This is a genomic window from Thermanaerovibrio acidaminovorans DSM 6589 (assembly GCF_000024905.1).
Taxonomy (GTDB): domain Bacteria; phylum Synergistota; class Synergistia; order Synergistales; family Synergistaceae; genus Thermanaerovibrio; species Thermanaerovibrio acidaminovorans.
Genome location: NC_013522.1, coordinates 521,203 through 547,664 on the forward strand (window position 1 = coordinate 521,203; position 26,462 = coordinate 547,664).

The 26,462-nt window shown below is 66.0% G+C and carries 20 protein-coding genes; 14 read left to right on the top strand and 6 right to left on the bottom strand.

Translation table 11 applies throughout. The features are described from left to right. Window positions 1–4 precede the first annotated feature (4 nt). Genes TACI_RS02460 through TACI_RS02470 form a run of 3 tightly spaced genes read left to right on the top strand, consistent with a single transcriptional unit; the run spans window position 5 to window position 2,738 of the window. Window positions 5–982: a divergent polysaccharide deacetylase family protein gene (locus TACI_RS02460; RefSeq protein ID WP_012869243.1), complete on the top strand. Its 978-nt coding sequence runs from the start codon at window positions 5–7 to the stop codon at window positions 980–982. Then, entirely contained in the window at window positions 979–2,265 is a 1,287-nt protein-coding gene (locus TACI_RS02465; protein ID WP_012869244.1) for an adenylosuccinate synthase, read from the top strand. Before TACI_RS02460 ends, TACI_RS02465 begins: the two co-directional genes overlap by 4 nt. Window positions 2,266–2,270: 5 nt before the next feature. Beyond that, window positions 2,271–2,738, top strand: a complete 468-nt coding sequence (locus TACI_RS02470) for a GNAT family N-acetyltransferase (RefSeq protein ID WP_012869245.1) — start codon at window positions 2,271–2,273, stop codon at window positions 2,736–2,738. On the opposite strand, the gene TACI_RS02475 is transcribed toward TACI_RS02470, so the two are convergent. Beyond that, window positions 2,669–3,271 (bottom strand): hypothetical protein, encoded by a 603-nt coding sequence (locus TACI_RS02475; protein WP_164925111.1) that lies wholly within the window; start codon window positions 3,269–3,271, stop codon window positions 2,669–2,671. The two genes, TACI_RS02470 and TACI_RS02475, sit on opposite strands and share 70 nt — an antisense overlap. A 57-nt stretch (window positions 3,272–3,328) precedes the next feature. Between TACI_RS02475 and TACI_RS02480 the strand changes: the two genes are divergently transcribed. Both TACI_RS02480 and TACI_RS02485 read left to right on the top strand, forming a co-directional pair. Then, window positions 3,329–5,035: an ASKHA domain-containing protein gene (locus TACI_RS02480; protein WP_164925112.1), complete on the top strand. Its 1,707-nt coding sequence runs from the start codon at window positions 3,329–3,331 to the stop codon at window positions 5,033–5,035. Between the two features lie 23 nt (window positions 5,036–5,058). After that, a complete protein-coding gene (locus TACI_RS02485; protein ID WP_012869248.1) occupies window positions 5,059–7,770 on the top strand; it encodes a M16 family metallopeptidase in 2,712 nt (903 codons plus the stop codon). A gap of 62 nt (window positions 7,771–7,832) precedes the next feature. Here the strand turns inward: TACI_RS02485 and TACI_RS02490 are convergent, their stop codons facing one another. Then, window positions 7,833–9,215 carry an NAD(P)/FAD-dependent oxidoreductase gene (locus tag TACI_RS02490; protein ID WP_012869249.1) on the bottom strand — a complete coding sequence of 461 codons (1,383 nt, stop codon included), beginning with the start codon at window positions 9,213–9,215 and terminating at the stop codon, window positions 7,833–7,835. Window positions 9,216–9,433: 218 nt separating this feature from the next. Between TACI_RS02490 and TACI_RS02495 the strand changes: the two genes are divergently transcribed. From TACI_RS02495 to TACI_RS02530, 8 genes are all read left to right on the top strand, one after another. Then, the gene (locus TACI_RS02495; RefSeq protein WP_012869250.1) at window positions 9,434–9,916 is read left to right on the top strand and encodes a MarR family winged helix-turn-helix transcriptional regulator; all 483 of its coding nucleotides are present in this window, start codon (window positions 9,434–9,436) and stop codon (window positions 9,914–9,916) included. 45 nt (window positions 9,917–9,961) lie between these two features. Next, window positions 9,962–10,756: an arsenite methyltransferase gene (gene arsM, locus TACI_RS02500; protein WP_012869251.1), complete on the top strand. Its 795-nt coding sequence runs from the start codon at window positions 9,962–9,964 to the stop codon at window positions 10,754–10,756. A 340-nt stretch (window positions 10,757–11,096) separates the two neighbouring features. After that, window positions 11,097–12,521: a leucyl aminopeptidase family protein gene (locus TACI_RS09400; RefSeq protein WP_012869252.1), complete on the top strand. Its 1,425-nt coding sequence runs from the start codon at window positions 11,097–11,099 to the stop codon at window positions 12,519–12,521. 45 nt (window positions 12,522–12,566) lie between these two features. Further along, complete coding sequence (locus TACI_RS02510; protein ID WP_012869253.1) at window positions 12,567–14,180, top strand: amidohydrolase; 1,614 nt, start codon at window positions 12,567–12,569, stop codon at window positions 14,178–14,180. A gap of 22 nt (window positions 14,181–14,202) precedes the next feature. After that, window positions 14,203–15,498 (top strand): L-cysteine desulfidase family protein, encoded by a 1,296-nt coding sequence (locus TACI_RS02515; RefSeq protein WP_012869254.1) that lies wholly within the window; start codon window positions 14,203–14,205, stop codon window positions 15,496–15,498. Next, window positions 15,499–17,646 (top strand): SF1B family DNA helicase RecD2, encoded by a 2,148-nt coding sequence (recD2, locus tag TACI_RS02520; RefSeq protein WP_012869255.1) that lies wholly within the window; start codon window positions 15,499–15,501, stop codon window positions 17,644–17,646. Between the two features lie 3 nt (window positions 17,647–17,649). Beyond that, window positions 17,650–19,005, top strand: coding sequence for a DUF4403 family protein (locus tag TACI_RS02525; protein WP_012869256.1), 1,356 nt, complete (start codon window positions 17,650–17,652; stop codon window positions 19,003–19,005). Window positions 19,006–19,057: 52 nt separating this feature from the next. Continuing rightward, window positions 19,058–19,972, top strand: a complete 915-nt coding sequence (locus TACI_RS02530; protein WP_164925113.1) for an SAM hydrolase/SAM-dependent halogenase family protein — start codon at window positions 19,058–19,060, stop codon at window positions 19,970–19,972. A gap of 43 nt (window positions 19,973–20,015) precedes the next feature. On the opposite strand, the gene TACI_RS02535 is transcribed toward TACI_RS02530, so the two are convergent. The 4 genes from TACI_RS02535 to TACI_RS02550 all read right to left on the bottom strand — a co-directional run bounded on the left by TACI_RS02535 (window position 20,016) and on the right by TACI_RS02550 (window position 24,969). Then, window positions 20,016–21,026 (bottom strand): homoserine dehydrogenase, encoded by a 1,011-nt coding sequence (locus TACI_RS02535; RefSeq protein WP_012869258.1) that lies wholly within the window; start codon window positions 21,024–21,026, stop codon window positions 20,016–20,018. A 22-nt stretch (window positions 21,027–21,048) separates the two neighbouring features. Further along, window positions 21,049–22,248 carry a C40 family peptidase gene (locus TACI_RS02540; RefSeq protein ID WP_012869259.1) on the bottom strand — a complete coding sequence of 400 codons (1,200 nt, stop codon included), beginning with the start codon at window positions 22,246–22,248 and terminating at the stop codon, window positions 21,049–21,051. Between the two features lie 58 nt (window positions 22,249–22,306). After that, window positions 22,307–23,983, bottom strand: a complete 1,677-nt coding sequence (locus TACI_RS02545; protein ID WP_012869260.1) for a DEAD/DEAH box helicase — start codon at window positions 23,981–23,983, stop codon at window positions 22,307–22,309. Window positions 23,984–24,255: 272 nt separating this feature from the next. Next, window positions 24,256–24,969, bottom strand: a complete 714-nt coding sequence (locus TACI_RS02550) for a zinc ribbon domain-containing protein (protein WP_012869261.1) — start codon at window positions 24,967–24,969, stop codon at window positions 24,256–24,258. Window positions 24,970–25,065: 96 nt separating this feature from the next. Here TACI_RS02550 and TACI_RS02555 point away from each other — a divergent pair, with 96 nt between their 5' ends. After that, window positions 25,066–26,403, top strand: a complete 1,338-nt coding sequence (locus TACI_RS02555; RefSeq protein WP_012869262.1) for a zinc-binding metallopeptidase family protein — start codon at window positions 25,066–25,068, stop codon at window positions 26,401–26,403. The last annotated feature ends 59 nt before the right edge of the window (window positions 26,404–26,462 follow it).

Consider the following 26,462-nt stretch of genomic DNA (forward strand, 5'->3'; position numbering starts at 1 on the left):
GCCCTTGAGGCTCTCCCGGTGGGGCCTGTGGGCCCTGGTTCTGGTGGCCCTGGGGGTGGGACTCTGGTCCATGGGGATCGCCTCCAGGTCCCCCATGCCCGGCCCCCTCGAGAAGATGGTGTCGGCGGACCTGACGGGGGAGGAACCTCCCGCTGAGGCTCCCGGTACCCCCCCGGAGGCGCCACCCTCGGGGGAGGGGCGGGTTGAGGGCACGCCCAAGGGGGATGAACCTCAAGGGCACCCCAAGGCGGGCTTGAAGAGGCCCCCAGTGGAGAGGCCCGCTCTCCCGGGTGGAAGGGGGCGCCCGTGGCTGGCCATCGTGGTGGATGATATGGGGTACGACCTTTCCGCCGCCAGGCGCCTTGCGGCGCTCCGGATCCCCATGACCTGGGCTATAATACCCGGGGCGCCCCGGGCCTCCCAGGTGGCGGAGATCGCCCGGGCCCATGGGATACCCTATTTGGTCCACCTTCCCATGCAGGCCCTGTCGGACCCGGACGGTGGGGAGTCGGTGATCCATGTGGGCATGGATGCTAAGGACATGAGGGCCAGGGTCCGCAGGGCCTTCGACTCCCTACCCGGAGCGGTGGGGGTCAACAACCACCGGGGGTCCGCCGCCACGTCGGACTCCAAGACCATGGGGGACTTCGTGAAGGTCCTGGCGGAGCTGAGGCCCGGATGGTTCTTCCTGGACAGCGCCACCTCCCCAAGGTCGGTGGCGCGGAAGGAGGCTCTGCGGCGGGGCATAAGGTCCCTTAGGAACGGTTACTTCATCGATAGCGTCCCCGGGCGGGAGGATAGGGCCCTTGCGGCGGCCGTCAAGGGGGCGTTGAAGAGCGGGGGGGCTGTGGCCATAGGCCATCCGAGGCCCGGTACTCTGGAAGCGCTCTCCCGCCTGGCGGCGGGCAGGGCGGAGCTACCGGTCCGTCTGGTTGCTCTTCCGGAGGCGATGGGGGATTCAGGAGGAGGAGAAGCGAGATGAAGCGGGGAGCTGAGGTAATAATAGGTGCCCAATGGGGAGATGAGGGCAAGGGCCGGGTGGTGGATGCCATAGCGGACCGGGTGGACCTGGTGGTGCGCTACCAGGGTGGTGCCAACGCGGGGCACACGGTGATCACCGGGGACGAGAAGTTCGTTTTCCATCTTCTGCCGTCGGGGATGCTGTATCCCGGCAAGGTGTGCGTCATAGGCGGCGGCGTGGTGGTGGATCCGGACCAGCTGCTGGCGGAGCTGTCGGAGCTCCGGGAGAAGGGGCGGGACAGGGCCCGGCTTGTGGTGAGCCGCAACGCCCACGTGGTGATGCCCTACCACAAGATGCTGGACGTGCTGTCCGAGAGGGAGCGCAGCGCCTCCCAGAGGATAGGCACCACCAGCCGGGGGATAGGGCCCTGCTACGTGGACAAGTTCGCCCGGGTGGGCATACGGATAGGGGACCTGATGGACGAGGAGGTCCTGAGGGAGAAGCTTACCCTGAACCTGGAGAGCAAGAACATGGTGCTCACCCGGATATACGGGGAGAAGCCGTTGGCTCTGGACGAGCTGCTGGAGAAGGGGCTCCAGTGGGGTAGGAGCCTCTCCCCCTTCGTTGGGGACGCGTACCTGGAGGTGAACAACGCCCTGGACCAGGGGAAGGGGGTCCTTTTCGAGGGGGCCCAGGGGACCCTGCTGGACGTGGACTTCGGCACCTATCCTTACGTCACCAGCTCCAGCCCCACCTCCGGGGGGGCCTGCACCGGCACCGGCGTGGGGCCCAACCGGATAGACCGGGTCATAGGGGTTGCCAAGGCCTACTGCACCCGGGTGGGGGAGGGGCCCTTCCCCACCGAGCTGTCCGACCCGATAGGGGACCGGCTACGGAGCGTGGGCAACGAGTACGGGGCCACCACCGGCAGACCCAGGCGATGCGGTTGGCTTGACCTGGTGGCCCTTAAGTTCTCCGTGATGGTGAACGGCCTGGACTGCATAGCCCTGACCAAGATGGACGTGCTGTCCGGGCTGGAGGAGATAAAGGTGGCGGTGGAGTACCAGCTGGACGGCCAGCGCATATCCCACTTCCCCCTGGATCACCGGTCCCTGAGCCGGGTCACCCCGGTCTACAGGACGCTCAAGGGCTTCGGTGAGGACATATCCGCCTGCCGGTCCTTCGACGACCTCCCCAAGGCGGCCAGGGACTACGTGGCCTTCATCGAGGAGTACTGCGGGGTTCCGGTGGCGCTCTTGGGCGTTGGGCCCGCCAGGGAGGCCACCATAATAAGGGGGCTCTAGGCGGGTTGATCATAGCGGACATAAGGCCCTGCCAGGCGGGTCACGTGCCCGAGCTGGAGAGGATCGACTCCCTCTGTGGGTCCCCTGCCTGGGGCAGGGGACCCTTTCTCCATCACGTGGCGTCCGACGCGGGGGGTATGGTGTTGGGGGCCTTCCTGAAGGGTGAGCTGAGGGGCTTCCTGGCCTGGGAGATGCGGGGGGAGGAGGCATGGATCCTCAGGCTAGGGGTTCATCCGGAGTTCCGGCGCCTTGGCCTGGCCTCCCAGCTCATATGCGCCCTGGAGGTGCTGGCCCTGTCCCAGGGGTGCGCCCGACTCTGCCTTCACGTGAGGTCCTGGAACCATCCCGCCCGGGCCCTCTACCTCTCCATGGGCTTCCGGTCCATGGGGGTCCAGGAGGGCTACTACTCCGACGGGGAGGCGGGGGAGCTGATGACCGCCTCCCTGCCCCTGGAGGTTCTGGAGGATCTGTAGGGACAGCGGGCCAGTGGGCAGCTCCCGCACCGGTGGGCCCCGGTTCCGCATCCCCTTACCGCCAGGGCAGAGAGGGACTGAAGGGGCGTCAGCTGCCCCTCCGGGGAGCAGCCTACACCTATGGAGGGGCCCCCTAGGGATCTCCATAGGTCCACCTGGGCGGATATGGGCAGGTCCTCCCCGGGGATCAGGATCCGGTTCTCCCCAAGGCGCAGATCCGCCGCCAGCTGGAGGGACCTCAGGGGTACGGCCAGGGCCTCCATGACCGCCCCTCCCATGAGGAGATCCATCACCAGCCCACCGCCTACCTCCGTTCCCTGGGACTGGGCGGTGGCCAACAGCCCCAGTCCCAAGGTCCCCTCAAGCCCAGGCAGCTCCAGCCTCACTGGGCCCAGGATCCACCGGACCAGGAAGCGCAGGCGGGACAGCATCTTGACCTGTGGCCGGGACGGGGGCACGTGGAGCCTCCGGGCCAGCGCCGCTGGGTCCTGGATGGAGAAGCTCTGGCTGAAGAGGGTGTTCAAGGATCTCACCTTGCCTTATCCTATGGTCTTCGGGAGAGTTTGTCCCATGGGGGGGGTGAAAGTAAAGTGCCCTTTTGTAAGGTTCGCCTGCCAGGGGGAGACCGGGTGATACCCTTCGATCCGGGGGCGTCCCTGCGGGACGTGTTGGCCTCTTGTGGGCTGTCGCTCGGGACCTGCGGCGGCAGGGGCACGTGTGGGGGTTGCCAGGTGTCCGTGAGCGGTCACCTGCCTCCGAGGGACCCAAGGGAGGACCGCCTGCCCTCGGGGCGCAGGTTCGCGTGCCTCACCAGGCCCCTGGGGGACGTGGAGGTCCGCCTGGACGAGCCCGGGGGTGCCCGGGTGGTGCCATTGGAGCTTAGGGTGGAGCCCCGGGCCCTGCCCTTCCAGGTGGAACTGGATAGGGGTTCCCTGGGGGACTTCAGGGACATCAGGGGGGCCATCGGGGGTCTGGCCTCCAAGGGGGGTCTTCATGTCCGTGAGGTGTCCCTCCCAGCCCTTCGAGGGGCATTGGAGCTCCTGGGGATGAGACGGTCCCACGCGATGGGATGGGTCCTGGGGGGCCGGGTGGTCCTGGTGGCCCCCCAGGGGGTGGTTCCGGTGGGGATCGCCGCGGACCTGGGGAGCAGCAACCTGGACCTGGCGGCGGTGGACCTCGTATCCGGGGTGGTTATGGGCCGGGTTAGGGTGGAGAACCTGCAGCGCCGAGTGGCCTCCGATCTGGTGAGCCGCCTGGCCCTGGCCCTGGAGGGGGGGCTGGAGGAGCTCCGGTCCCTGCTGGTAAGGTCCTTCCAGGTTGGGTTGGAGAAGCTACTTGGTGTGTCGGGGGTGGAGCCCCGGCAGGTGGTGGCGGTCTACTGCGGCTGCAACCCGGTGGTGGGGGATCTGCTGGCGGGGCTTCCGCCCTCGGGGCTGGCGGAGAGCCCCTTCATTCCCTCCGACTTCGGGGTGAGGCGCCTCTGTGCCCGGGCTCTGGGGCTGGGGCTGGACTGTCCGTTGGTGATCCTGGCGGGCATGGGGGGGTTCGTGGGCTCCGACGCGCTGGCCCTCCTCTACGGTACCAGGGATCTGGATAGGGTCCCTTGCCTGCTGATGGACCTGGGGACCAACGGGGAGGTGGTCCTTGACCTGGGGGATCGGGTCCTGGGGGCCTCCACCGCCGCGGGGCCCGCCTTTGAGGGGTACGGCATATCCTGCGGGGTCCCCGCCGGGGAGGGGGCCGTCACGGCGGTCCGCGGGTCCATTGGGGATATGGAACTGGAGGTCCAGGGGGGAGGGGAGCCAATGGGGATCTGCGGCTCCGGGCTCATCTCCCTGGTGTCGTTTCTGCTCCGGGAGGGGCTCATGGACGGGTCCGGCAAGCTCAAGGGTCCCCAATTCTTCGAGCTCCGCCCGGACCCCCCTTTGAGGGTCACCCAGAGGGACTTAAGGCAGTTCCAGCTGGCCAAGGGGGCGGTGAGGGCCGCGGCGGAGCTGCTGCTAATGGAGGCGGGTCTCTCCCCCCATCGGGTGGTCCGGTGGGTGGTGTCGGGCCTCTTGGGCAGTTCGGTGGGGGTGGATGACCTGGTTAGGGTGGGTCTGATGCCCTTTGGGGTGGAGGAGAGGGTTGAGGTGGAGCCCAACGGGGTGTTGGTGGGGCTCGCGAGGGCCCTGGCGTCCGGGGAGGATGGGCTTAGGGAGGTGGAGGACCTATCCGGGATGTGTCGGGTGGTGAGGCTGGACGGGGCCCGTCACTTCAACCGGGTGCTGATGGATTCCTTGGGGTACCAGGGGTGATATCTGATCATGGGGGTGTTGGCTTGAAGCACGCGATTCCTTTGTTGGTGATGGGGTTCCTGCTGGTGTCCTGGGCTCCCGCCTTCGGCGCCGCCAGGGTCAAGGCGGAGCCGTCCATAGGTGGGGTGACCGAGTACCAGCTGGGGAACGGTCTTAAGGTCCTTCTGATCCGGGACCCCGGGGCGTCCAACGTGACGGTGAACGTGGTCTATCGGGTTGGTTCCTCCGACGAGAGGGACGGGCAGAGGGGACTGGCTCACCTGTTGGAGCACCTGCTGTTCAAGGGGACCCCGTCCCATCCGGACATACCCAGCGAGATAGCTGCCCGGGGGGGCAGGGCTAACGGCACCACCTGGACCGACAGGACCTGCTACTTCCAGACCCTGCCGGCCACGATGGAGAACCTCCGGTGGGCCCTCTCCCTGGAGTCGGAGCGGATGACCTCCGCCAGGATAACCGCCGAGGAGCTGGAGAGGGAGCGGGGGGTGGTGATAAACGAGCTGGTCCGGGGGGAGAACGATCCGGTGTCGGTGTTGCTGAACCGGCTCAGCAGCGTGGCCTTCGACTGGCACACCTACGGCAACTCCACCATAGGGAACCGCCGGGACCTGGAGACGGTCTCTCTGGATGAGGTGCTTGGTTTCTACCGGTCCTTCGTTAGGCCCGACAACGGGGTCCTGGTGATCGCCTCCCCGTTCGAGGACCGGGAGGTCCTTGGGGAGGTGGAGGCGAGGTTCGGTTCCATCCCAAGGCCGTCGCATCCGGTGCCCCGGAGGGTGAGCCAGGAGCTTGGCAAGGACGGGGACCGGTTCGTTAGGCTCCGTCAACCCGGTCAGTTTAGGGCGGTGGGGGCCCTGTATCACGGCCCCGCCGGGTCGTCTCCCGAGGCGGCGGCGTTTCAGGTCCTCATGGAGGTTATGGGCCTGGAGCCCTCCGGTGGGCTCTACCGGGAGCTGGTCATGAAGGGGCTTGCGGGGGCGGTCTGGGCGGGTTCGTTCCTCTTCAGGGACTCGTCCATGGGGCTGGTCCTGGCTCAGCTCCCCATGGACGGGAACCCGGACCGGGCGGCGGAGGTCATGCTATCCGTCCTGGAGGATCCATCCAGGATAGATCAGCGGGACGTGGAGCAGGCCAAGCAGCGGCTCATGAAGAAGATGGACCTCAAGTACGCCAACCCGGACGACCTGGCGGTGGAGCTGACCGAGTGGATATCCCGGGGGGACTGGCGGCTGTTCTTCGCCCACCGGCGCCGGCTGGAGATGGTGTCCGTGGAGGATGTGAGGCGGGTGGCCTCCAGGTACCTGGTGAGGGACAACCGGACCTGGGGGATCTTCGAACCGTCGGATAGGCGGGTCCTCATATCCACCGACGGCCCCAGGGATGTAGAGCCGGGGGAGCTCTCGGCCCTGGGGGGTCTCCAGGAGCAGGGGGAGGCGGTGGGTCCCTCCCCGGAGGCATTGGAGGCCAGGACCAGCCGTTTCCGGGTGTCGGGCCTCAAGGGGGCGGTGATCAACAAGAGGACCCGAGGTGGGTGGGTCTACGGTCGGCTGGGGTTGAACTTCGGCAACCTGTCGGACCTGGAGGGTAGGTCTGTGATTGGGGAGGTCCTGTCCAGGTACCTTGGCAGGGGTGCGGGGGATCTCTCCCGGGAGGAGGTCCAGCGGGAGTTCGATCGCCTCCGGGCCTCGGTTAGCTTCTCCGGATCCGCCACGGGAGTTACGGTGGATCTGAAGGTCCCGGTGGAGAACCTGGAGGGGGTTCTGGCCCTGGTGGCCCGGTGCCTTAGGGAACCCCGGTTCGATGAGGGAGAGCTCAGGGTGCTCAAGCTGGAGATGAGGTCCGAGATAGAGGATCAGCTGGACGACCCGTCGGTTCTGGCGGAGGAGGAGCTGGACCGGGCCTTCAACCCCTATCCGGTGGGGGACGTTCGTCGTCCGGTCCCCATGGCGGAGCGGCTTAGGGCCATAGATTCCGTGAGGCTTAGGGACCTCAGGGACTTCCACCGTCGGTTCTTTGGCCTGGTGGACGGGGAGCTGGCGGTTGTGGGGCCGGTGGAGGAGGGGGCCCTCATGGGCATGATGTCCTCCCTCTTCGGCGGCTGGGTTCCCCGGGCCACTTACGAGAGGGTGCCCTACCCCTTCGTGGCCGTGGAGGGGGGGCGCAGGAGGGTGGAGGTGCCGGGCAAGCCCAACGCCACCGTGGCCGCCTGGGCGCCGCTGAGGCTTACCCAGGACTCGCCGGACTATCCGGCCCTCCTGGTGGCGGTCAACGTGCTCGGTGGCGGTTGGTTGGACTCCCGGCTGGCCCGGCGGATAAGGCACCAGGACGGCACCAGCTACGGGGTGCGGCTTTCGCTGAACGCCTTCGACCCGGACGAGTCCGCCCGGCTGGAGTTCTGGGCCATAGCGGCGCCAGGGGACGTGGAGAGGGTCAGGGAGTCCTTCTACGATGAGGTCAGGCGGGCCCTTGAGGGGGGCTTCACCGCCGAGGAGGTATCCCGGGCCAAGGCGTTCATCCTTGAGGGAGTGAAGGTGGACCGGTCCCAGGACGGCAAGCTGGTCCGTCGGATGGAGAGGGATCTCTACCTGGGGCGAGACTTCGGGTGGCATCGCCGGATGGAGGAGGCGGTGGGGGCGGTGACCTCCGACTCCGCCCTGGAGGCGTTGAGGCGCCACTTGAGGGGGCCCGAGGCCTTCCTGCTGGTGGAGGTGGGTAGCTTTGAGGGCAGGCCCTAGGGCCTGGATAGGTTCGGCGGGGGGCCATAGGCCCCCCGCGGTCGTTTGGGTATGGGATGGAGCTATAGCTTCCTCAGCATGGCCCGGGCGGCCCAGATGCCCGAGGCGGAGGCCTGGATGACCCCCCTGGTTACCCCAGCCCCGTCGCCGGCGGCGTAGAGGCCCCTTATATTGGTCTCCAGGTCCTTGGAGAGGGCCAGCTTGAGGCTGTAGAACTTGACCTCCACCCCGTATAGGAGGGTGTGGTTGCCGTTTATGCCCGGCATCAGGGAGTCCAATGCCTCGATCATCTCCATTATCCCCTTGAGGTGCCTGTAGGGGAGGACGAAGGAGAGGTCCCCGGGCTCCGCGGTCTTCAGTGTGGGCCGCACCAGCCCCCGGGCTATCCTGTCGTGGGTGGATCTGCGGCCCCTCTTGAGGTCCCCCAGCCGCTGGACCAGCACGGTTCCCCCCAGCATGTTGGCCAGCCGGGCTATGTGGCTCCCGTAGCCGTTGGGATCCTTGAAGGGCTTGGTGAACTGGGTGGACACCAGGATGGCGAAGTTGGTGTTCTCCGTCTTCTTGTCCTCGTCCCGGTTGGAGTGACCGTTCACGGTGAGGATCCCGTGGTGGGTCTGGTACTCGGTGGTCACCTCCCCGTTGGGACACATGCAGAAGGTCCTCACCTTGTCGTCGAAGGTGGGGGTGTCCAAGATGGCCTTTATCTCGTAGAACTGGTCGGTTATCTCCTTGGCCCAGGCGGCGGGGATCTCCACCCTCACCCCTATATCCACCGGCAGGGACTCGATCTCCAGCCCCAGCCTCCGGACCGCCTCCTCCATCCAGGGGGCCCCCTCCCTGCCGGGGGCGAGCATCACCATCCGGGACCTTAGCTCCGTCCCGTCCGACAGGCGGATCCCCAGGACCTGACCGTCCTCCACCAGGACCTCCGAGACCGCCTTACCGAGGATTATGTCAGCCCCCCCCTCCAACTCCCTCATTATGCTGGAGAGGATGTCCTTGGACCTGTCGGTCCCCATGTGCCTTATGGTGGCGGGTATGACCTGTAGGCCGGACCGCCTGGCTCGGTCCATGACGCTCATGGCCAGGTTGGAGTCCGGGGAGAAGAGCTCCTGGCTGGCCCCGTGCTCCACGTAGACCCGGTCCACCTGGCCTATGAGGCGGACCAGCTCCTCCCTTCCGCAGTAGCTCTCCAGGTTGCCTCCGAACTCGGGAGTCAGGGTGAGCTTGCCGTCGCTGTAGGCCCCTGCCCCACCCCAGCCGCAGACCACGTTGCAGGGGTTGCACTGGACGCACCGGTTCACCTTCCCCTCCTTTAGGGGGCAGTGACGGCTCCCTATGTCCCTCCCCTTGTCCACCACCGCCACCCGCTTGCCCGCCTTGACCAGCTCCCGGGCGGCGAGGATGCCGGCGGGGCCGGCTCCAACCATTATCACGTCGTACACCTGATGGTCCCCCTCTCGATGGGATCAGCCGTTGGGTATTTGGGCCCGTCCAAATCCCAAACGAATATAATATACGGATCCGATAGATTTGTAAACTCTAATATATTCTAACGTTTCCGTGACATGATGGGTGAGGGATTGCGTGGTGAATGCAATGATTGTATCATGCAATCAAATTGCCGCCCGGCTGGCTAGCCTGCCATGGAGGTGTGGTCCGGTTGAAAAAGGATATTCCGGGGCATGTTGATGCGGTAAGGCGCCTTAGGGCGGACCTAAGGCAGCTTCTCCGCCTCCTTGGGGTATTGGATCGGGAGGAGGCCCGTTGCTGTGGCATGAGCCTGGCCCAATGCAATGCCCTATTAGAGGTGGCCAGCTGTCCAGGCCTGTCAGTGTCCGACCTGGCGGAGAGGCTACTTCTGGACCGCAGCACCGCAAGCCGCCTGGTGGATCGGCTTGTGTCTCTGGGGTTGCTCAAACGGGAGTTGTCGCCGGAGGATCGTAGACGGGTTACACTCACACCCTCCGAAGAAGGCTGGGAGCTGGTTGGTGGGGTGGAGCGGAGCATGGATGAGTGGTTTGAATCCGCCCTCACACTCCTCTCGGAGGACGAGCGCAGGATGGTCTTCTGTGGATTGAAGTTGCTACTCAAGGTACTGGATGGCACATCTCCCGAGGGTTGCCATGTAAGGGGTCCGCTTTGATGGTCTAGACTGAATTTGGATTGAAGGTTAGGAGGCGAGTGGATCGTGGGGGACATAAGAGATGAAGTGCGGAGGAAATACGCGGAGGCCATCGCCGGGGGGTGTTGCTGTGCCTCCGGTGGGTGCTGTTCTGGTGGGGGGCCGGATGTGATAACCGGGGGCAACTATCGCCCGGAGGACCTTCCCCCGCTACTTAGGGATATGGATGTACCCACCTTCGGGTGTGGGAACCCCATCGCCATTGGGTCCCTTAAGCCCGGGGAGGTGGTGTTGGACCTGGGTAGCGGTGCGGGGCTTGACGTGATGCTGGCGGCGTTGAAGGTGGGGCCCTCCGGCCGGGTGTACGGCCTGGACATGACCGACGAGATGCTTGCCCGGGCGGAGGAGAATCGACGGAGGGCCGGGTTGGAGAACGTGATCTTCATCAAGGGGCACATGGAGGAGATACCCCTTCCGGACCGGAGCGTGGACGTGGTTATCTCCAACTGTGTGGTGAACCTGTCCCCGGACAAGGGCCGGGTGTTTAGGGAGGCCTTCCGGGTCCTCCGGCATGGGGGGCGGCTCGCCATATCCGATGTGGTGCTGTTGCGCCCCCTGCCGGAGGCGGTTCTGCGCAGCGTTTCCGCCTGGACCGGGTGCATCGCCGGCGCCCTGCCGGTGGAGGAGGCGGAACGCCAGGTCCGCATTGCCGGGTTCGAGGACGTGGATGTACGGGTTGTGAAGGTCTACTCCTTCTCGCCATCCGAGGCCCGGGGGCTGTTCCCCCATCTATCCGATGACGAGCTACCCCTGGTGGACGGAGCCGCCGGCAGCGCCCTCATCACCGGCCGCAAGGGATGAGGCGGGGTGAGCCTTAGGAGGTCCAGGTCCTGGGATCTGGGGGACGCGCTGAAACTGTTGGAACAGTGCGGGCTACCCCTGGATGGGGCTGAGGAAAATTTTAGTAACTTTTTTAGCGGCCCGGTCCCCGGAGGGTCCATCCTGAGGGTGGTGGGGTTGGAGGTGGTCCGGGCTGAAGACGGGGAAGGTGGGCCGGTCCGCATGGCCATAATTTTATGATCCGATCCGCCCCCTGGGGGCGCGGCCCCGCCATTGAGCTCCCCGCCATGGAGAGTTTTATGATACATTCATCCGGGTTCGGGTGTATCATAAAACAAAAATCTTTGGGGGGTAGATGGGTATGGATTTCGTATGCTTCAGCGGTTCCACCTTGCCCGATGGGGTCAAAGGGGTATTGGTGCTGGTGAGGGAGGGGGAGGCCCCCGCGTTCCCCGGCTGTCCCGCCTTCGCCTCCGCACTGGCCTCGGCGGAGACCCTCAAGGGTAAGCCCAAGGATAGGGCCCTTGGCCTCTCCCCCGAGGGCCTCTGGGTGGCCATGGCCGGCGTTGGTGGGGCATCATCGGTGGAGGTGATGACCTCCGTGGCGGAGGGGTTGAGGTCCCTGGCCGCCAAGGGCTGCGAGTCCGTGGCGGTGGTCTCCTCCTTCATGGACCGGGAGCGCAGCGTCTCCGTGGCGGAGGGGGCGGTGCTGGGGCTCTACCGGTTCGACCGCTACAAGGCCAAGGACCCGGACGAGAGGTTCAAGCTCCCCTCGCGGGTCCACGTGATGGCCGGTGACCACCAGGCCATGGCGGAGGGGGCGGTTCTGGGGGCCGCCCAGAACTACGCCCGGGACCTGGCCAACGAGCCGGGCAACGTGATAACCCCTTCGGAGCTGGCCAGGAGGGCCCTGGAGCTGGCGGAGCGTTGCGGTTGCGAGGCCCGGGTGCTGGACGAGGTCCAGATGAGGGAGATGGGCATGAACGCCATCCTGGCGGTGGGGGCCGGGTCCGCCAACCCCCCAAGGCTCATACACCTGGTCCGCCGGGTTGACTCCCCCAAGGCCAAGGTGGCCCTGGTGGGGAAGGGGCTCACCTTCGACAGCGGGGGGCTCAACATAAAGCCCGGGGACTCAATGAGGACCATGAAGGGGGACAAGTCCGGGGCCTGCACGGTGCTGGGGGCCTTCCTGGCCGCCTGTGAGCTGGACCTGCCGGTGGAGCTTCACGTGGTGGTGGCGGCGGTGGAGAACATGCCTGACGGGGGCTCCTACAGGCCGGATGACATAATAAGGACCTACTCGGGCAAGACCGTGGAGGTGGTTAACACCGATGCGGAGGGCCGGCTGACCCTGGCGGACGCGCTCCACTACGCCTGTTCCCAGGGGGTTGACCACGTGGTGGACGTGGCCACCCTAACCGGCGCCTGCGTGGTTGCCCTGGGGGAGAACACCGCGGGGCTCTTCACCCCCGATGACCTCCTGTCGTCCCAGCTGGAGGTGGCGTTCCGCTCCTGCGGTGAGAGGGTCTGGCGGCTCCCCATTGACGATGAGCAGCTCAAGGAGGAGCTGAAGTCCCCTGTGGCGGACATGACCAACTGCGGATCCAGGTACGGGGGGGCCATAACCGCCGCCCTGTTCCTCAAGGAGTTCGTGTCCGACTCGGTCAAGTGGGCCCACCTGGACATAGCGGGGGTGGATGCGGTAAAGAAGACCCGGGGCGTCCTGGTGGAGGGGGCCAGCGGTTTCGGCGTCAGGCCCCTGGTCAGGTGGGTCAAGGGGTTGTAACCTCATCTAGATCTAGAGTGCACTGAACCGAAGGGGAGGGTTCCGATGGATCGTGGGGCTACCATAGGGATAATAAACGCGGTTGTCTACCCATTGGCTCCCCCCGGCAGGGCCACCGCCCTGTTCGCCCGGGATGGGATCGTGGAACTGGTGGGGAGCGACCAGGAGGTCATAGCCCGCTGCGACCATCGGACCCCCCTCCTGGACCTCAAGGGGGCCTTCGTCTTCCCCGCCTTCGGGGACACCCATCTTCACCTGATGGAGTACGGCCGGTCCCTGTCGTCCCTGGACCTGCGAATGGTGAGGTCCATATCCCAGCTGATAGGCCTGGGCAGGAGGCGGGTGGAGGAGGTGGGATCCGGGTGGATCATAGGCTGGGGATGGGACCAGGAGATGCTGGAGGAGATGCGCTTCCCCAACCGGCACGACCTGGACCTGATCAGCCGGGACCTGCCCATCTTCCTGGAGAGGGCCTGCGGGCACGTTGGGGTGCTGAACAGCGCGGCCCTGAGGGCCCTGGGGCTGATGGATGCCCCAGCCGTGGCGGGCCCCTTCGTGGAGGTGGATAGGTCCGGGGTGCCCACCGGTGTGGTAAGCGAGGAGGCCCTCATGTGGGTCCGATCCCGCCTGCCGGAGCCCTCGGAGGAGGAGCTGCGGGGCTACCTCAAGGAGGCCTGTGGGGCCCTGCTGTCCCGGGGGGTCACCTGGGTGCAGAGCGATGACCTGTCGGTCTTCGGGAGCTTCAAGCGGATGGTGGAGTTCTACCTGGGGGAGGACAAGGAGGGCCGGCTACCCTTGAGGATCGATCCCATATTCCGGGTATCGTCCCTTGGGGACCTGGAGGACCTGGAGGAGGCCTTGCGGCTCTTTCAGGCCTTCAAGCCCCGGTGGTGTCATCCCGGCCCGGTGAAGCTGGTGCTGGACGGCACCATAGGGGCCAGGACCGCGGCGCTGAGGGAGCCCTACTCGGATGCCCCGTCGGAGATGGGGTTCCTTGCCTTCGATCACCGGGACCTGAGGTCCCTCATGGCCCAGGCGGACAGGCTGGGGCTGCAGGTGGCCTGCCATGCCATAGGGGACCGGGCCCTGGAGCAGGCGGTGGAGTGTTTCGAGGCCGTTGGGGTAGGGTCCGCCTCCGGGCTTCCCCCCCGGATCCTCCACTGCCAGGTGGGGGACCCGGACCTCTACTCCCGGATGGCCCAGATGGGGGTGACCGCGGACATACAGCCCTTGTTCCTGGCCAACGATTGGAAGATAATACTAGGCCGCCTGGGTCCCCACAGGGCCAGGAACAGCTATGCCTGGAAGGACATGATGGAGCGGGGGGTGGCCATGGCGGGGGAGTCCGATGCTCCCTACGGCCCTTCGGATCCTCTGGAAGGGATGAGGATAGCGGTGACCCGGATGGACTCCCACATGGAGCCCGAGCACGGCTGGATGCCCCATCAGAGGCTGGACATATCCGAGGCGTTCTGGCTCTACACCGGCGGGGCCGCCAAGGTGTGCGGCCGGTGGCGTCGGAGGGGGTCGCTGGAGGTTGGCAAGGCGGCGGACTTCGTGGCCCTCATGGAGGACCCATTCAGGGTGGATCCCAACCAGGTGGGGCGGATCCAGGTGGGGCTCACGGTCTGTGGCGGGAGGATAAGGCATCTGGTCTAGTACAGAGGGGAGACGGATCGTTTTGGTCATTTCAATCAAGTCGTTCCTCCGTAGGGAGGTTCGTCCCGCCCTGGGGTGTACCGAGCCCGGGGCGGTGGCTTTGAGCGTCGCCAGGGCCTGTGAGGAACTGAGCGACCGGGAGCACGTGGCGGCGGTCAGGGTAACGGTGAGCACCAGCATCTACAAGAACGGCATGGCGGTGGGCATCCCGGGGGCTAACGGGGCCAAGGGCAACGCCCTGGCGGCGGCCCTGGGGGCCATAGTGGGCAGGTCCTCCTACGGCCTGGAGGTCCTGAAGGACACCACCGAGGCCCACGTGGAGAGGGCCCGGGGGTGGGTGGACGAGGAGAGGGTGAGCGTGGTATGCGACCCGGGCAGGAGCGGGGTCTACGTGCTGTCCGCGGTCTTCACCCCCACCCACAAGGCGGTCTGCCTGGTGTCCGGGAGCCACGACAGGATAGCCAAGGTGATGCTGGACGGGCGCACGGTCTACGAGGCCCAGTCGGAGGGCAGCTCCCAGGAGAGTGTGGAGGAGCTGCCGTCCTCCTACGATGAGGCCTTCGGGATGGTGGATCACCTGGACTCGGAGGACGAGGACTTCCTCCTCCGGGGGGTGGAAATGAACATGGCGGTGGCCCGGGTTGGGCTATCCGGCGACGGCAGGTCCCTGGGGCTTGGCAGGAGCCTGATGGAGGTGTCCGCCGGAGGGGACGTGGGGCTCAAGATAAGGGCCTACTGTACCGCCGCAGCGGACAGCCGGATGTGGGGGGTCCAGATGCCGGTGATGAGCAGCGCCGGCAGCGGCAACCACGGCATAACCGCCATACTGCCGGTGGCCATCCTGGGAGAGGAGCTCATGGCCTCCAGGTCCCAGGTGGCCCGGGCCCTGGCCCTCAGCCACCTGTCCACCAGCTTCATAAAGAGGCGGCTGGGGCGCCTCTCCCCGGTCTGCGGCTGTTCGGTGGCGGCTGGCGCCGGAGCTGCGGCGGGCATGTGTCTCCTCATGGGGGGAGGCCTTGAGGAGGTCAAGGAGGCCATGGGGATGGTCCTGGCCAACCTGGCGGGGATGCTCTGCGACGGGGCCAAGGAGAGCTGCGCCCTCAAGGTGGGCACCGGGTCCTACGAGGCCTACCTGGCGGCCCGGTGGGCGGTCCAGGGGATCAAGATGTTCAAGCCCCAGGGGGTCCTATCGGACCTGTTCGAGGAGAGCGTGGAGAACGTGGCCAGGGTGAACTCCGAGGGGATGAGGGACGTGGACAAGGTGATGATCCACATAATGGACAGGTACCCCTTGGGATCCCGGGGAGGGGAGGCGTAGTTGCTCCAGCGCCTTGAGGGGGAGGTGTTGGAGGTCTCCTATCGGGACCAGGTTACGGGCTACACGGTGGCCTCGGTGGTGGTCTCCGATGGGCAGGTGGTTACCGTGGTGGGGGCCTTCCCGCTCCCCATGGCGGGGGAGCGGCTGGTCATGGAGGGCCGTTGGACCGTTCACCGGCGCTACGGCCGGCAGTTTTGTGCCGAGGACGTGCGGATGGCCATGCCCTCCTCCCTGGAGGGGCTGGTTCGCTACCTCTCCTCCGGGGTGATACCCAAGGTGGGCCCCTCCACCGCCCGGAGGATAGTGGAGCACTTCAAGGAGGAGACCCTTGACGTGCTGGACAACCGGGTGGAACGCCTTCTGGAGATACCCGGGATAGGGCCCAAGCGGGTGGAGGAGGTTCGCCTGCATTGGGAGGAGCACCGCCGGAGGCGTCAGGCGGTGCTCCAGTTGCTGGATTTCGGCATAGGCTCCGCCCTGGCGGACCGGATAGTCCGCATCTACGGGGACCTGGCGGCGGAGGTGGTCAGATCTAACCCCTACCAGCTGGCCTACGACGTGGCGGGCATAGGGTTCGTCACCGCCGACAGGATAGCCCAGCGGGTTGGCATATGCCGGGATGCGCCGGAGAGGCTGGATGCGGGGATCCTCTTCTCCATGAGGAGGGCGGTGGAGGAGGGGCACTCCATGTTGCCCTGGGATGAGCTGCTCCAGCGCTCCCGTCGGCTCCTGGCGGTGGACTCCGGGGTGGAGGATAGGCTCGAGCTTCTCTGCACCCTGGGCATGCTGGAGGCCGAGGAGCTTGGGGGGCTCAGGTGCGTTTACCTGCCGGGCCTCCGCAGGGCGGAGGCCGCCTCCGCCGGGGCGGTGCGCGACATGGCCGCGTCCTCGGGGGCGAGGCTGGGCTGGGAGCTGGAGGGGATGATAACCGCCCTGGAGGGGCAGTTCGGCATAAGGCTGGAGGAGCCCCAGCGCCGGGCGGTGAAGGGGGCCCTCTCCCACCGGATCTTCGTCATAACCGGTGGACCCGGGACCGGAAAGACCACCCTTCTCAGGTTCACCGTGAGGTTATGCCAGATGATGGGCCTTCGGGTGCTTCTTGCGGCCCCCACCGGCAGGGCGGCGAAGCGGATGGCGGAGGTCACCAGGGTGGAGGCCTACACCCTGCATCGGGCCCTGGAGTACGACCCCAGGTCCAACCGCTTCGGAAGGGGGCGCAGCAGACCCCTGGAGGCGGACGTGGTGATCGTGGACGAGTTCTCCATGGTGGACCTCCCCATGTTTCACCGCCTCCTGAGCGGCATCGGGGAGGATGCCTCCCTGGTCCTGGTGGGGGACTCGAACCAGCTCCCCTCCATAGGTCCCGGCAGCGTCCTCAAGGACCTCATATCCTCCGGATCGGTCCCCAAGGTGGAGCTCAAGGAGATCTTTAGGCAGGCCCAGAGGAGCCTAATAATCCGGAACTCCTACCGGATCCTCGAAGGGGGTACCCTGGAGCTACCACCCCTATCGCAGGGGCTTGACGTGGCCTTTGTGGAGGAGGATGATCCGTCCCTGGCGGCGGAGGCGGTGGTGGACCTGGTGGGCTACGAGATCCCCCGGTGCACCGGCCTGTCGCCCTGGGACGTGCAGGTGCTCACCCCCATGCATAAGGGGGAGGCGGGGGCGAGGAACCTTTGCCTGCGCCTCCAGGAGGTGCTTAACCCCTCTGGGGAGAGGCTCCGCCGGGGAGAGGGGGGATTCAGGCGGGGGGACAAGGTGATACAGCTCAAGAACGACTACGACCTTGAGATATACAACGGCGACATAGGAGTGGTGGAGGGACAGGTGGACCAGGGGCTCCTGGTGGACTTCGAGGGGCGAAGGGTTCAGATCCGCCGGGAGGCGGAGGTCAACCTGGCGTTGGCCTATGCGCTCACCATCCACAAGTCCCAGGGGAGCGAGTACCCGGCGGTGGTGGTCCCCCTGTTGGACCAGCACTTTGTTATGTTGAAGCGAAACCTGCTGTACACCGCTTTGACCCGGGCCAAGCGGTTGGCGGTCCTGGTGGGGTCCAGGAGGGCCATAGAGAGGGCGGTATCCACCCAGGAAGGCAACGCCAGGTATGGGGCGCTAAGGTGGCGCCTCGCCAAGAGGGAGGAAGCTTGAAAAGTGGAACCTAAAGGTAAGTTTCGTGTAGGTAGCGTTTTTGCCCTGCTGGTCCTGTGCCTGGGCCTGATGATATGTGGCGCCGCCCAGGGGGCGGAGGAGGCTGGGACCCTGTCGCAGTTTGCGGTTCGATTCGAGGCCACCTACGGGGAGCTGGCGGAGTTGGCGGACTCCAAGCTCCCGCTTCGCATAGATGGCAGGGAGACCTACTCCCAGGGTCCCCTGTCGGGCAACGTGAGGTACGTGGTGACTCGCAAGGGGAGGCCGGTGGTGAGGCGAATGGGGGACCGGGTGGCCATGGATGTCCCCCTCTACTTCAGCGTCACCTTCAGCAGCGGGGTTGGGATCCCCGTGTCCGCCAACGCGGACGGGGAATTGGTGGCCACGGTTATAAGCCGCCCGAGGCTAACCCCGGACTGGCGGGTGGCCACCGATCCGGAGGTGCGGATAGCCTGGAGGAAGCCCCCGGCGGTCAACATGATGGGCTTCCGGGTGTCCTTCCAGCCCGTGGCGGATCGGGTCCTCAACGACTGGGTCGCCCAGAGGAAGGGGCGGCTCGATGTGATCCTGAACGAAAAGCTGAACCTGCGGCGCCGGGCGGACGAGCTATGGCGGGCCCTCTCGAAGCCGGTTCCCATCGGGGAGGGGGACATCCTGTGGCTGGTGGCTCGGCCGGAGCGGTTCTGGGCCTCCCCCCTTCAGGTCACGTCCAAGGGGATCCTCATGTCCGCCGGGCTGGACGCCAGGATGAGGGTGGTTGGGGGTGCGTTCCCCGGCCGTCCATCGGTGGCGCCCCTGCCAAATCTGTCCAGCGGCGCCGGGGACGGCACCTTCCGGGTGATACTCCCCGCCACTATTCACTATGCGTTTGTTAATTCCCTGATAGCCAAGAACTGGACCCCTCGGGACATCCGGATGCCCGACGGTGGGGTGGCTAGGCTCGAGAGGTTCGGCATGACCGGCCGCCAGGACCGGTTCGTCCTGGGGGCCCAGCTGATAGGAACCGACAGCAAGGGATCCCCCTTCGACTCGGTGGTCAACTTCGTGGGGCGCCCCTCCTACGACGTGGCCACCAGGACCGTGGCCATAGAGGACCTTCAGGTGGAGTCCGACGGGGCATTGGCGTTCCTGAACGATTCGGTGGCCCCCGCCCTGAGGGACGTGCTCCGCTTCCCCATCGGGGATCAGCTTGACCAGCTGAGCCAGGGCCTTCAGGGGGCCCTGTCGGGGCTCAGCTACGGGGGGGCCAGGCTGGACTTCCGCCCCACCAGCTTCGGGGTGATCGGCGTCTCCGCCGACTCCCAGGGGATGCACGCCAAGGTCCAGGCCCAGGGGACCGTCACCGTATCTTTAAAGTAGGCCCGGCAGGGCTTAGATATAGATGAAAATCATGTAATAGGGGGGATCTATGATGAGGTTAGGAAAGGGAATCAGGGGGTTGGTCCTATCGTTTCTTTTGGTGGCCCTCTTGGCCTGCGCCGGTGAGGCCAAGACCGCGCTGGTGTTCCAGACGGACTTCGGCCTCAAGGACGGGGCTGTGTCCGCCATGAAGGGGGTGGCGTTCGGGGTGGATCAGGATCTTCCGATGTTCGACCTTACCCACGAGATCCCCGCCTTCTCCATCTGGGACGGGGCGTACCGCCTCTACCAGACCCTGGAGTTCTGGCCCAAGGGCACGGTCTTCGTCTCGGTGGTGGATCCCGGGGTGGGCACCGAGAGGAAGCCTGTGGTGGTTAGGACCAAGTCGGGACACTACGTGGTCACCCCGGACAACGGCACGGTTACCTTGATCATGGATTCCATAGGGATTGACCAGGTCAGGACCATAGACGAGACCAAGCACCGACTGAAGGGCTCCGAGCGGTCCTATACCTTCCACGGCCGGGATCTCTTCGCCTACACGGGGGCCAAGCTCGCCTCCGGCAAGATATCCTTCGAGGAAGTGGGCCCCCTCCTAAAGGGTCAGCCGGTGCGGATCCCCTATCAGAGGGCGGAGATCAAGGACGGGGCGGCGTTGGGCACCATACCGGTGTTGGACGTCCAGTACGGCAACGTGTGGACCAACATAGGGGCGGATCTGTTCGATAGCTTCAAGCCCTCCAAGGGGAAGCTCTACGAGGTAAGGATCCTCAAGGAGGGCAAGGAGGTATATAGGGGCACGGTGCCGTTCGCGGACACCTTCGGCGACGTGCCGGAGGGGAAGCCCCTTCTCTACTACAACAGCCTCATGAACCTGTCGCTGGCCCTCAACATGGACAGCTTCGCCGACAAGCACAAGGTCTCCTCCGGTCCCGAGTGGTCTGTGGTGGTCCGTCCCGTCAAGTAATGGGTCCAGGGGCCCGGGTGAAGCCCGGGCCCCTTCCTTGTGATCAATCCCTGCCTATGGAGATGATGTCCGTGAGGAGCGCCTGGGCGGTCTCGTCCCGCCCCGCACCGGGACCCGAGACGGTGACCTTTCCCAGGTGATCGGTCCAGATGGTGGCGGCGTTCACCGCCCCCCCGATCCCGTGGAGCGGGTGGTCCGCCTCCAGCTCCTGGGGTTTCACCTGGGCCATTATCGACTCCCCTTGGGTCCACAGGGACGCCACCAGCTTCACCGACCGGCCGGATCTCGCCGCCCTCTCCACCTGCTCCCCGGTCAGCCCCGATATGCCGGTGCGGTCCACCTGGTCAACCCCTATCTCCCGCCGGAACGCCACCCAGGCTAGGATGCATAGCTTGACCGCCGGGTCGAAGCCCTCCACGTCGGCGGTGGGGTCCGCCTCCGCGTACCCCAGATCCTGGGCCTCCTCGAGGGCCTCCGGGTAGCTGAGTCCCTGGGCCATCCGGGTAAGCATGTAGTTGGTGGTGCCGTTGAGGATCCCCTCTATCCTGGATATGGAGCAGCCCGCCAGGCCGTTCCTTATGAGGCTTATCAGGGGGGTCCCGCTCATCACCGCCCCCTCGTAGAGGAACTTGAGCCCCCGCTCCCGGGCCATCTCCTCCAGCTCCCGGGCCGCCACCGCCAGGGGCCCCTTGCTGGTGGTCACGAAGTGGGCCCCGGACGACAGGGCCCCGCGGGCGTTGGAGAGCCCCGGCTCCCCGGTCCGGAGGTCCGTTGGGGTGGCGTCCGCCACCACCGTGGCGCCCATGGACTTCACCACCTCGGACACGTCCCCCCGGAAGGCCTCGGGCAGGGCCCCCCGGTCCAGCATCTCCAGGACCGCCCCGGGGTCCAGCCCCTGGGAATCCGCCGCGGCCCCCACTCGGGGATCCCCCACGTACACCAGCCTCATCCTGACCCCGTATGCCCCCTCCAGGTGCCGTCCCTTACGGTTCAGTATCCCTATCAGGGCCTTGCCCACGTTGCCGCACCCCAGAAGGGCTATCCGCTGCTCCAACCCAGATCCCCCCTTGGATTTTTTAGGGAGAAGTATAGCACACCCCCGGAGGGAACCAGGGGAAGACCATCTTGATGACCCGGTCTATCAGCGGTGGCTCCCCGATGTTCAGGTCCGTTACCACGCAGCGGCCTATTACCTCCTCCTGCCCTCCGCGCTTCACGCTCCAGATGTTGTGTAGCACCGTTGGGTTGAGGCCCTGGGAGCCGGTGTAGAGCATCACGTGCCCCCGCATGTAGAGGATGGTCATGAAGGGTACCCCCCGTTCGACTATGATCCTGGCCTTGGCCGTCCTCCCCAGGTTGGACAGGTCCACGCCGGGCAGGTCCCCCTGTCCCCTGGAGTTCCTTGGGATCCAGCTGCCGAAGGGGGTGAAGATGTCCCGGGTGGTGGAGGAGCAGTCCCGGTTCCAGTTCTGGCCCCCCCAGCCGTAGGGTTGCCCCAGCATGGATGAGGCGATCTGGGACAGCAGCTCCCGGCTGGGCTCGAGCGGAAAGGGCTTGAGGGTCCCCTCGGGGGCCCGGGCGGGCACCAGGGAGGCGGTACCTTCAGAGGGATCCCAGCGGACCACCATTGGCTCACCGTCCTCCCCCATGGGGATGAGGGCGCCTATGTGGGCCTCCAGGGCGGAGATCCCGGAGGTGTAGGTTATTACCGTCCGGTCCCTCACCACCGCCAGCATGGGCATGCTCATGATCCGGGTCATCAGAGGAGGGTCCACTATGGCCACCGCGTCCTCCCGAACCCAGCCGGAGGCCCAGGGGGTGGTGACCAGTAGCCACCCCTCACCCCGGCGGGTGATGGACAGGGGCTCCATGGGGTGGACCGTGCCGTTCTGTAGCCGGTCGAAGGGGTACGACGTCTTAGGCCCCCCGGGGGGCTCGAAGAGCGGTTCTTCGGTGGGCAGGACCCTTAGGTGGGCCTCCTTGATGGAGATTCCCTTCAGGTTCACCGCCGCGGCGGAGAGGGCCCGGTTTAGCCAGGCCTCCTTGGTGCTCCGGTCCACGGGCCGCAGGTTGCTCCCCAGGTGCTGGCCGTTCAGGATCTCCTGGTACCATCCAGTCCAGTTCTCCTCCCGGGCCTCCTGGGTCCAGGGCCTGAAGTATCGCTCCAGGAAGGCCCCGGCGGGCCCGTTGGAACGGACCTCATTCCCCAGGGCGACGGGGCTGGTTAGGGTGCACAGCAGGAGCGCAAGGGGGATCAGCTTCAGCATGTGGCGCATTTAAAAAACCTCCCGGGCAGGATCTACCCGGGAGGTTATCACATGATGAGCTCCGGTCCTAGTAGCGGTTTCTGGACGGGGTCCTGGGCCGTTGGGTCCCATGGTTCTGGCGGGGCTCCGACCTGGAGAAGCCATCCAGCCCCTCCCTGGCCAGGTTGTCCCTCCGGCGCTCTATTTGGGATGCCGCGTAGGGGGAGAGCTCCACGAAGGCACAACGGTCCTTAAGCTTTATGTTGCCCACGTCCTCCCGCCGTATTCCGAGCCCCCTGCAGAGGGCCCCCAGCAGGGGGCCCACCTCCCATCCGTCCTCCCTTCCGGAGGAGAAGCGCATGGTTACCGAGCCGGACACCAGCTTCCTAAGGGGTCGCTGGTCCCGGGCCTTTGGCCTGTCGGCTCTCCGGCTCCTGGCCATCTCCGCCTGGACGTCCTCCTGGATGGAGTAGCCCTTGGGGATCCCCTCGAAGGAGCGGCTGAGCAGCCCCGCCACGATCAGCTGGGCGTCCTCCCGCTGGAGTATCTCCTCCGCCCAGTCCATGTAGTCCTCCCCCTCGGCGGGGTTCTCCAAGCACCAGCGCTCGATCTCCGCCCGGGTGAGGGACTCCAGCTCCTCTGCGTCGGGAGCGGGGAGCCACTCCACCTCCAGGGAGGTGCCCCGGATCATCCCCCGGAACTCCCCCGCCTCCCGGGCGGTGAGTAGGATGAGGTTGCGGCCCTCCTGGCCCGCCCGGCCGGTTCTGCCGCTCCGGTGGATGAAGGTCTCCAGGCACCCGGGCAGGCCGAACTGGATCACGTGGGACACGCCGCTTATGTCCAGCCCCCGGGCTGCCACGTCGGTGGCCACAAGGATCTGGCTCCTTCCACGGCGCAGGTTCTCCAGCGCCATGTTCCTCTCCCGCTGGGTCATGTCCCCGTGAAGGGCCGAGGCCTTGAAGCCCTCGTCGCATAGCCGCTCCGCCAGCTCCTGGGTCTGTAGCTTGGTGGCGCAGAACACGATCCCCCGGCGGGGCCTCTCGAAAAGGAGCACGTTGGCCAGCCCCTCGAACCGCCGTCTGGCGGGTATTATGTAGGCCCTCTGGACTATGTCGTCATGCTTGGCCGCGTCCTCCACCAGGGAGATCTTCCGGGGGGCGTCCAGGTACTGCTTGGCCAGGGTCACCACTTCCTCCGGCATGGTGGCGGAGAAGAGCCAGCTTCTCTCCACCTGGGTCATGGCGGCCATGATGTCCTCCAGCTCGTCCTTGAAGCCCAGGTCCAGCATGTGGTCCCCCTCATCCAGCACCAGGCTCTCCACCAGGTCCGCCCGGAAGGTTCCCCGCCTTATGTGGTCCAGCACCCGCCCTGGGGTGCCCACCACCACCGCGGCCCCCTCTCGAAGGGCCTTGACCTGCCTCTCCATGTCCATGCCACCCACCAGGGAGGCCACCCGGATCCTGAGGTCGTAACCCAGCCACTGGAACTCCCGGGCGGTCTGAAGGGCCAGCTCCCGGGTGGGGGAGAGGACCAGCACCTTAGGGGACCTCTCGCCGAACTCCATTCGGTTGAGAAGGGGGAGGGCGAAGGCCAAGGTCTTGCCGGAGCCGGTCTTGGCCTGGACTATGAGGTCCCCGTCCACCAGGGTGGGGTCCTCCAGCATGCTGACCTGAACCGGCATGGGATGCTCGAACCCCTTGCGCCTGAGGGCGCTGAGGAGCTCATCCCGAAGGGGATACTGATCGAAACGTTTGTTGGTGTTCAAAGTGTTACCTCCTGAAGTTGTAAAGGGCCGGGTTTCCCGCCGTCCCAGTCCCCTATACCCCAAGAGCCAACTGGCTTGCACTCAACGGCGTTACAAACGGACCAAGCGGAAAACTCTGTTCCCTTTAGGTTGATTTGGAACTCCCCGGTGAGCACTAAAAAAAGGAGCGCGACCCGGCGCTCCCTTTTTAAGTACCCCGTAAAGTCACCAGATCATTATGGGCCTTTGCGGCCATTTGTCAACCTCGAATGGGGATGATCGGGGGATCCACCTCACCTCAGCACGAATATGGCCCCGGCCCCTATGGCCACCCCAAGGGCGAGGAGCGCCAAGAGCGCGGCGATGCGGATCAGGATCGTGGTGGGGGAGGCGGGTAGCAGGGACCTTACGTTGGGCATCGAAGGCCTTGGCAGCCTTAACCCACCAAGAAGCCCCTTTATCCTGTCCATCACCCCTGCGGCGGACCCCTGACGGGGATCCACCTCCTCGGGGCCCGAGGATGCATCAGCCCCCTCCTGGGCCGGGGTCATCTCCTCCATCGCCTCCGCCGATGAGGCCTCCGTGAGGGCCTGATCCAGTTCCGGTGCGGCATCTGGCGCCTCCAGGCGGTCGCCATCCTCAAAGTTCTCCACCTGCGGGGCACCGGATAGGATCCTGTCAATCTCCTCGGCGGAGGGCTCGTCGGCCTTTGGGCCCTCCGGGAGGGTCGCTTCCTGCCCCAGATCCTCCGGTAGCTCACCTTGATCGTCGGCCTCCGGGATGGGGAGGTCCTCCGGTTCCTGGGCGATGGCGGATCTCCTGGGGGCGGTGGATGCGTCGGCGCCGCAGGAGGCGCAGAACATGGCGTGCCCCTCGTTCAGCTCACCGCAGCTTGGGCAGACCTTGGGGTCCGGGTCCTTCACCCCCTCCGCGGCCAGAGGGGAACCGCACAGGATGCAGAACCTGGCGCTGGAGGAGTTGTTGTAGCCGCAGCTACTGCAAAGCATCTGAATCACCTCCCGGGGAGGGCATGACTGGCTTCCCCTATGTTAGCACAGGAAGAAGTATTATAATTATTTAAAACCCATGGAGGTGATGACCCGGTGGGAGAGGACAGGAAGGATAGGCGAGGCTACAGGAGCTGGGATTTTCTTAAGGGACTGGGGGAGGATCACTTGGAGGGGGCCCTTGGCTTCATGTCCCGCTGCAAGACCGAGCGGGAGGCGGTGAGGCATCTGGCCTCCGCCCTTGCCCAGGCGGGCTTCGGCCAGGATGGCCAGGTGACCCAGCGGGGCACCTTCGTAAACCTTAAGGGTCGGGCCATCGGCGCCTACAGGCCCGGCAGGCGTCCCGCTCGGGAGGGGGTCAGGATCGTGGCATCTCACGGGGACTCCCCCAGGATAGATATAAAGCCCAAGCCCCTCTACGAGGACAAGGGGCTCCTCATGGGGGACTGCCACTACTACGGGGGCATAAAGCAGTACCAGTGGGTCAACGTGCCCCTGGAGCTGAGGGGAGAGGTGCACCTCAAGGACGGCACGGCGGTGGAGCTGGACGGATCCCAGTTCCGGCTAGTGATCCCCGATCTGGCCCCCCATCTGGACAGGAACATGGACGCCCGCAAGGCCAGCGAGACCATAAAGGGGGAGGACCTGGACGTGATCCTGGGCCATCGTCCCGGGGATAGCGACGTCAAGGGGGCGGTGCTGGGGCTCCTCAAGGACCGTTACGGGTTCGGCGAGGAGGATCTGGTCTCCGCGGACCTGGCCCTGGTGCCTCAGGGGGACGCGTTTCTGGGGGGCGTGGACGGTTCGCTCCTCATATCCTACGGGCTGGACGATAGGATCTGCACCTACACCTCCTTCGAGGCCTTCATGGGGGCCCGGGACCTGGAGCAGGGGGCGGTCTTCCTGTGCCTGGATCGGGAGGAGATAGGTAGCGAGGGGGTAGGGGGTGCCCAGGGGGCGCTGATCCGGCTCCTCCTTTCCTACGTCCTGGAGGCGGAGGGGGCCTCGGGGCCCTTCGATCTGGAAAGGGCCCTGGCGGCGTCGGAGGCCATAAGCGCCGACGTGACCGAGGCCTACAACCCCATGTACAAGGACGCCTTCGACCATAACCAGTTGCCGGTGGCGGGGGACGGGCCCGCCATGATGAAGTTCACCGGCGTGAAGGGCAAGTACGACGCCAGCGAGAGCCGGGGGGAGTTCGTGGCCCGGGTCCGCGCCAGGCTGTACGGAGCCTCGGTGCCCTGGCAGGTGGGGAGCCTTGGCAAGGTGGGAACCGGTGGAGGCGGCACGGTGGCCAAGTACCTGGCCCGGTACGGCATGGACGTGCTGGACCTGGGGCCCGCAGTCATCTCCCTGCACGCCCCCTATGAGATAATGAGCGCCGCGGACGTGACCGCCACGGTGGCGGCCTACCGGGCGTTCTACGAGAGGTGATCCGCCGGGGCGGACCGTCCAGGTCCGCCCCGATTCGGCCCATTGCTTATAAGGGGGGA

Bases quoted from the DNA above. Each gene is read 5' to 3' on its own strand.
- TACI_RS02465 (WP_012869244.1), top strand. From the start codon at position 979: ATGAAGCGGGGAGCTGAGGTAATAATAGGTGCCCAATGGGGAGATGAG.
- TACI_RS09400 (WP_012869252.1), top strand. From the start codon at position 11,097: ATGGATTTCGTATGCTTCAGCGGTTCCACCTTGCCCGATGGGGTCAAA.
- TACI_RS02510 (WP_012869253.1), top strand. From the start codon at position 12,567: ATGGATCGTGGGGCTACCATAGGGATAATAAACGCGGTTGTCTACCCA.
- TACI_RS02530 (WP_164925113.1), top strand. From the start codon at position 19,058: ATGAGGTTAGGAAAGGGAATCAGGGGGTTGGTCCTATCGTTTCTTTTG.
- TACI_RS02540 (WP_012869259.1), bottom strand. From the start codon at position 22,248: ATGCGCCACATGCTGAAGCTGATCCCCCTTGCGCTCCTGCTGTGCACC.
- TACI_RS02550 (WP_012869261.1), bottom strand. From the start codon at position 24,969: ATGCTTTGCAGTAGCTGCGGCTACAACAACTCCTCCAGCGCCAGGTTC.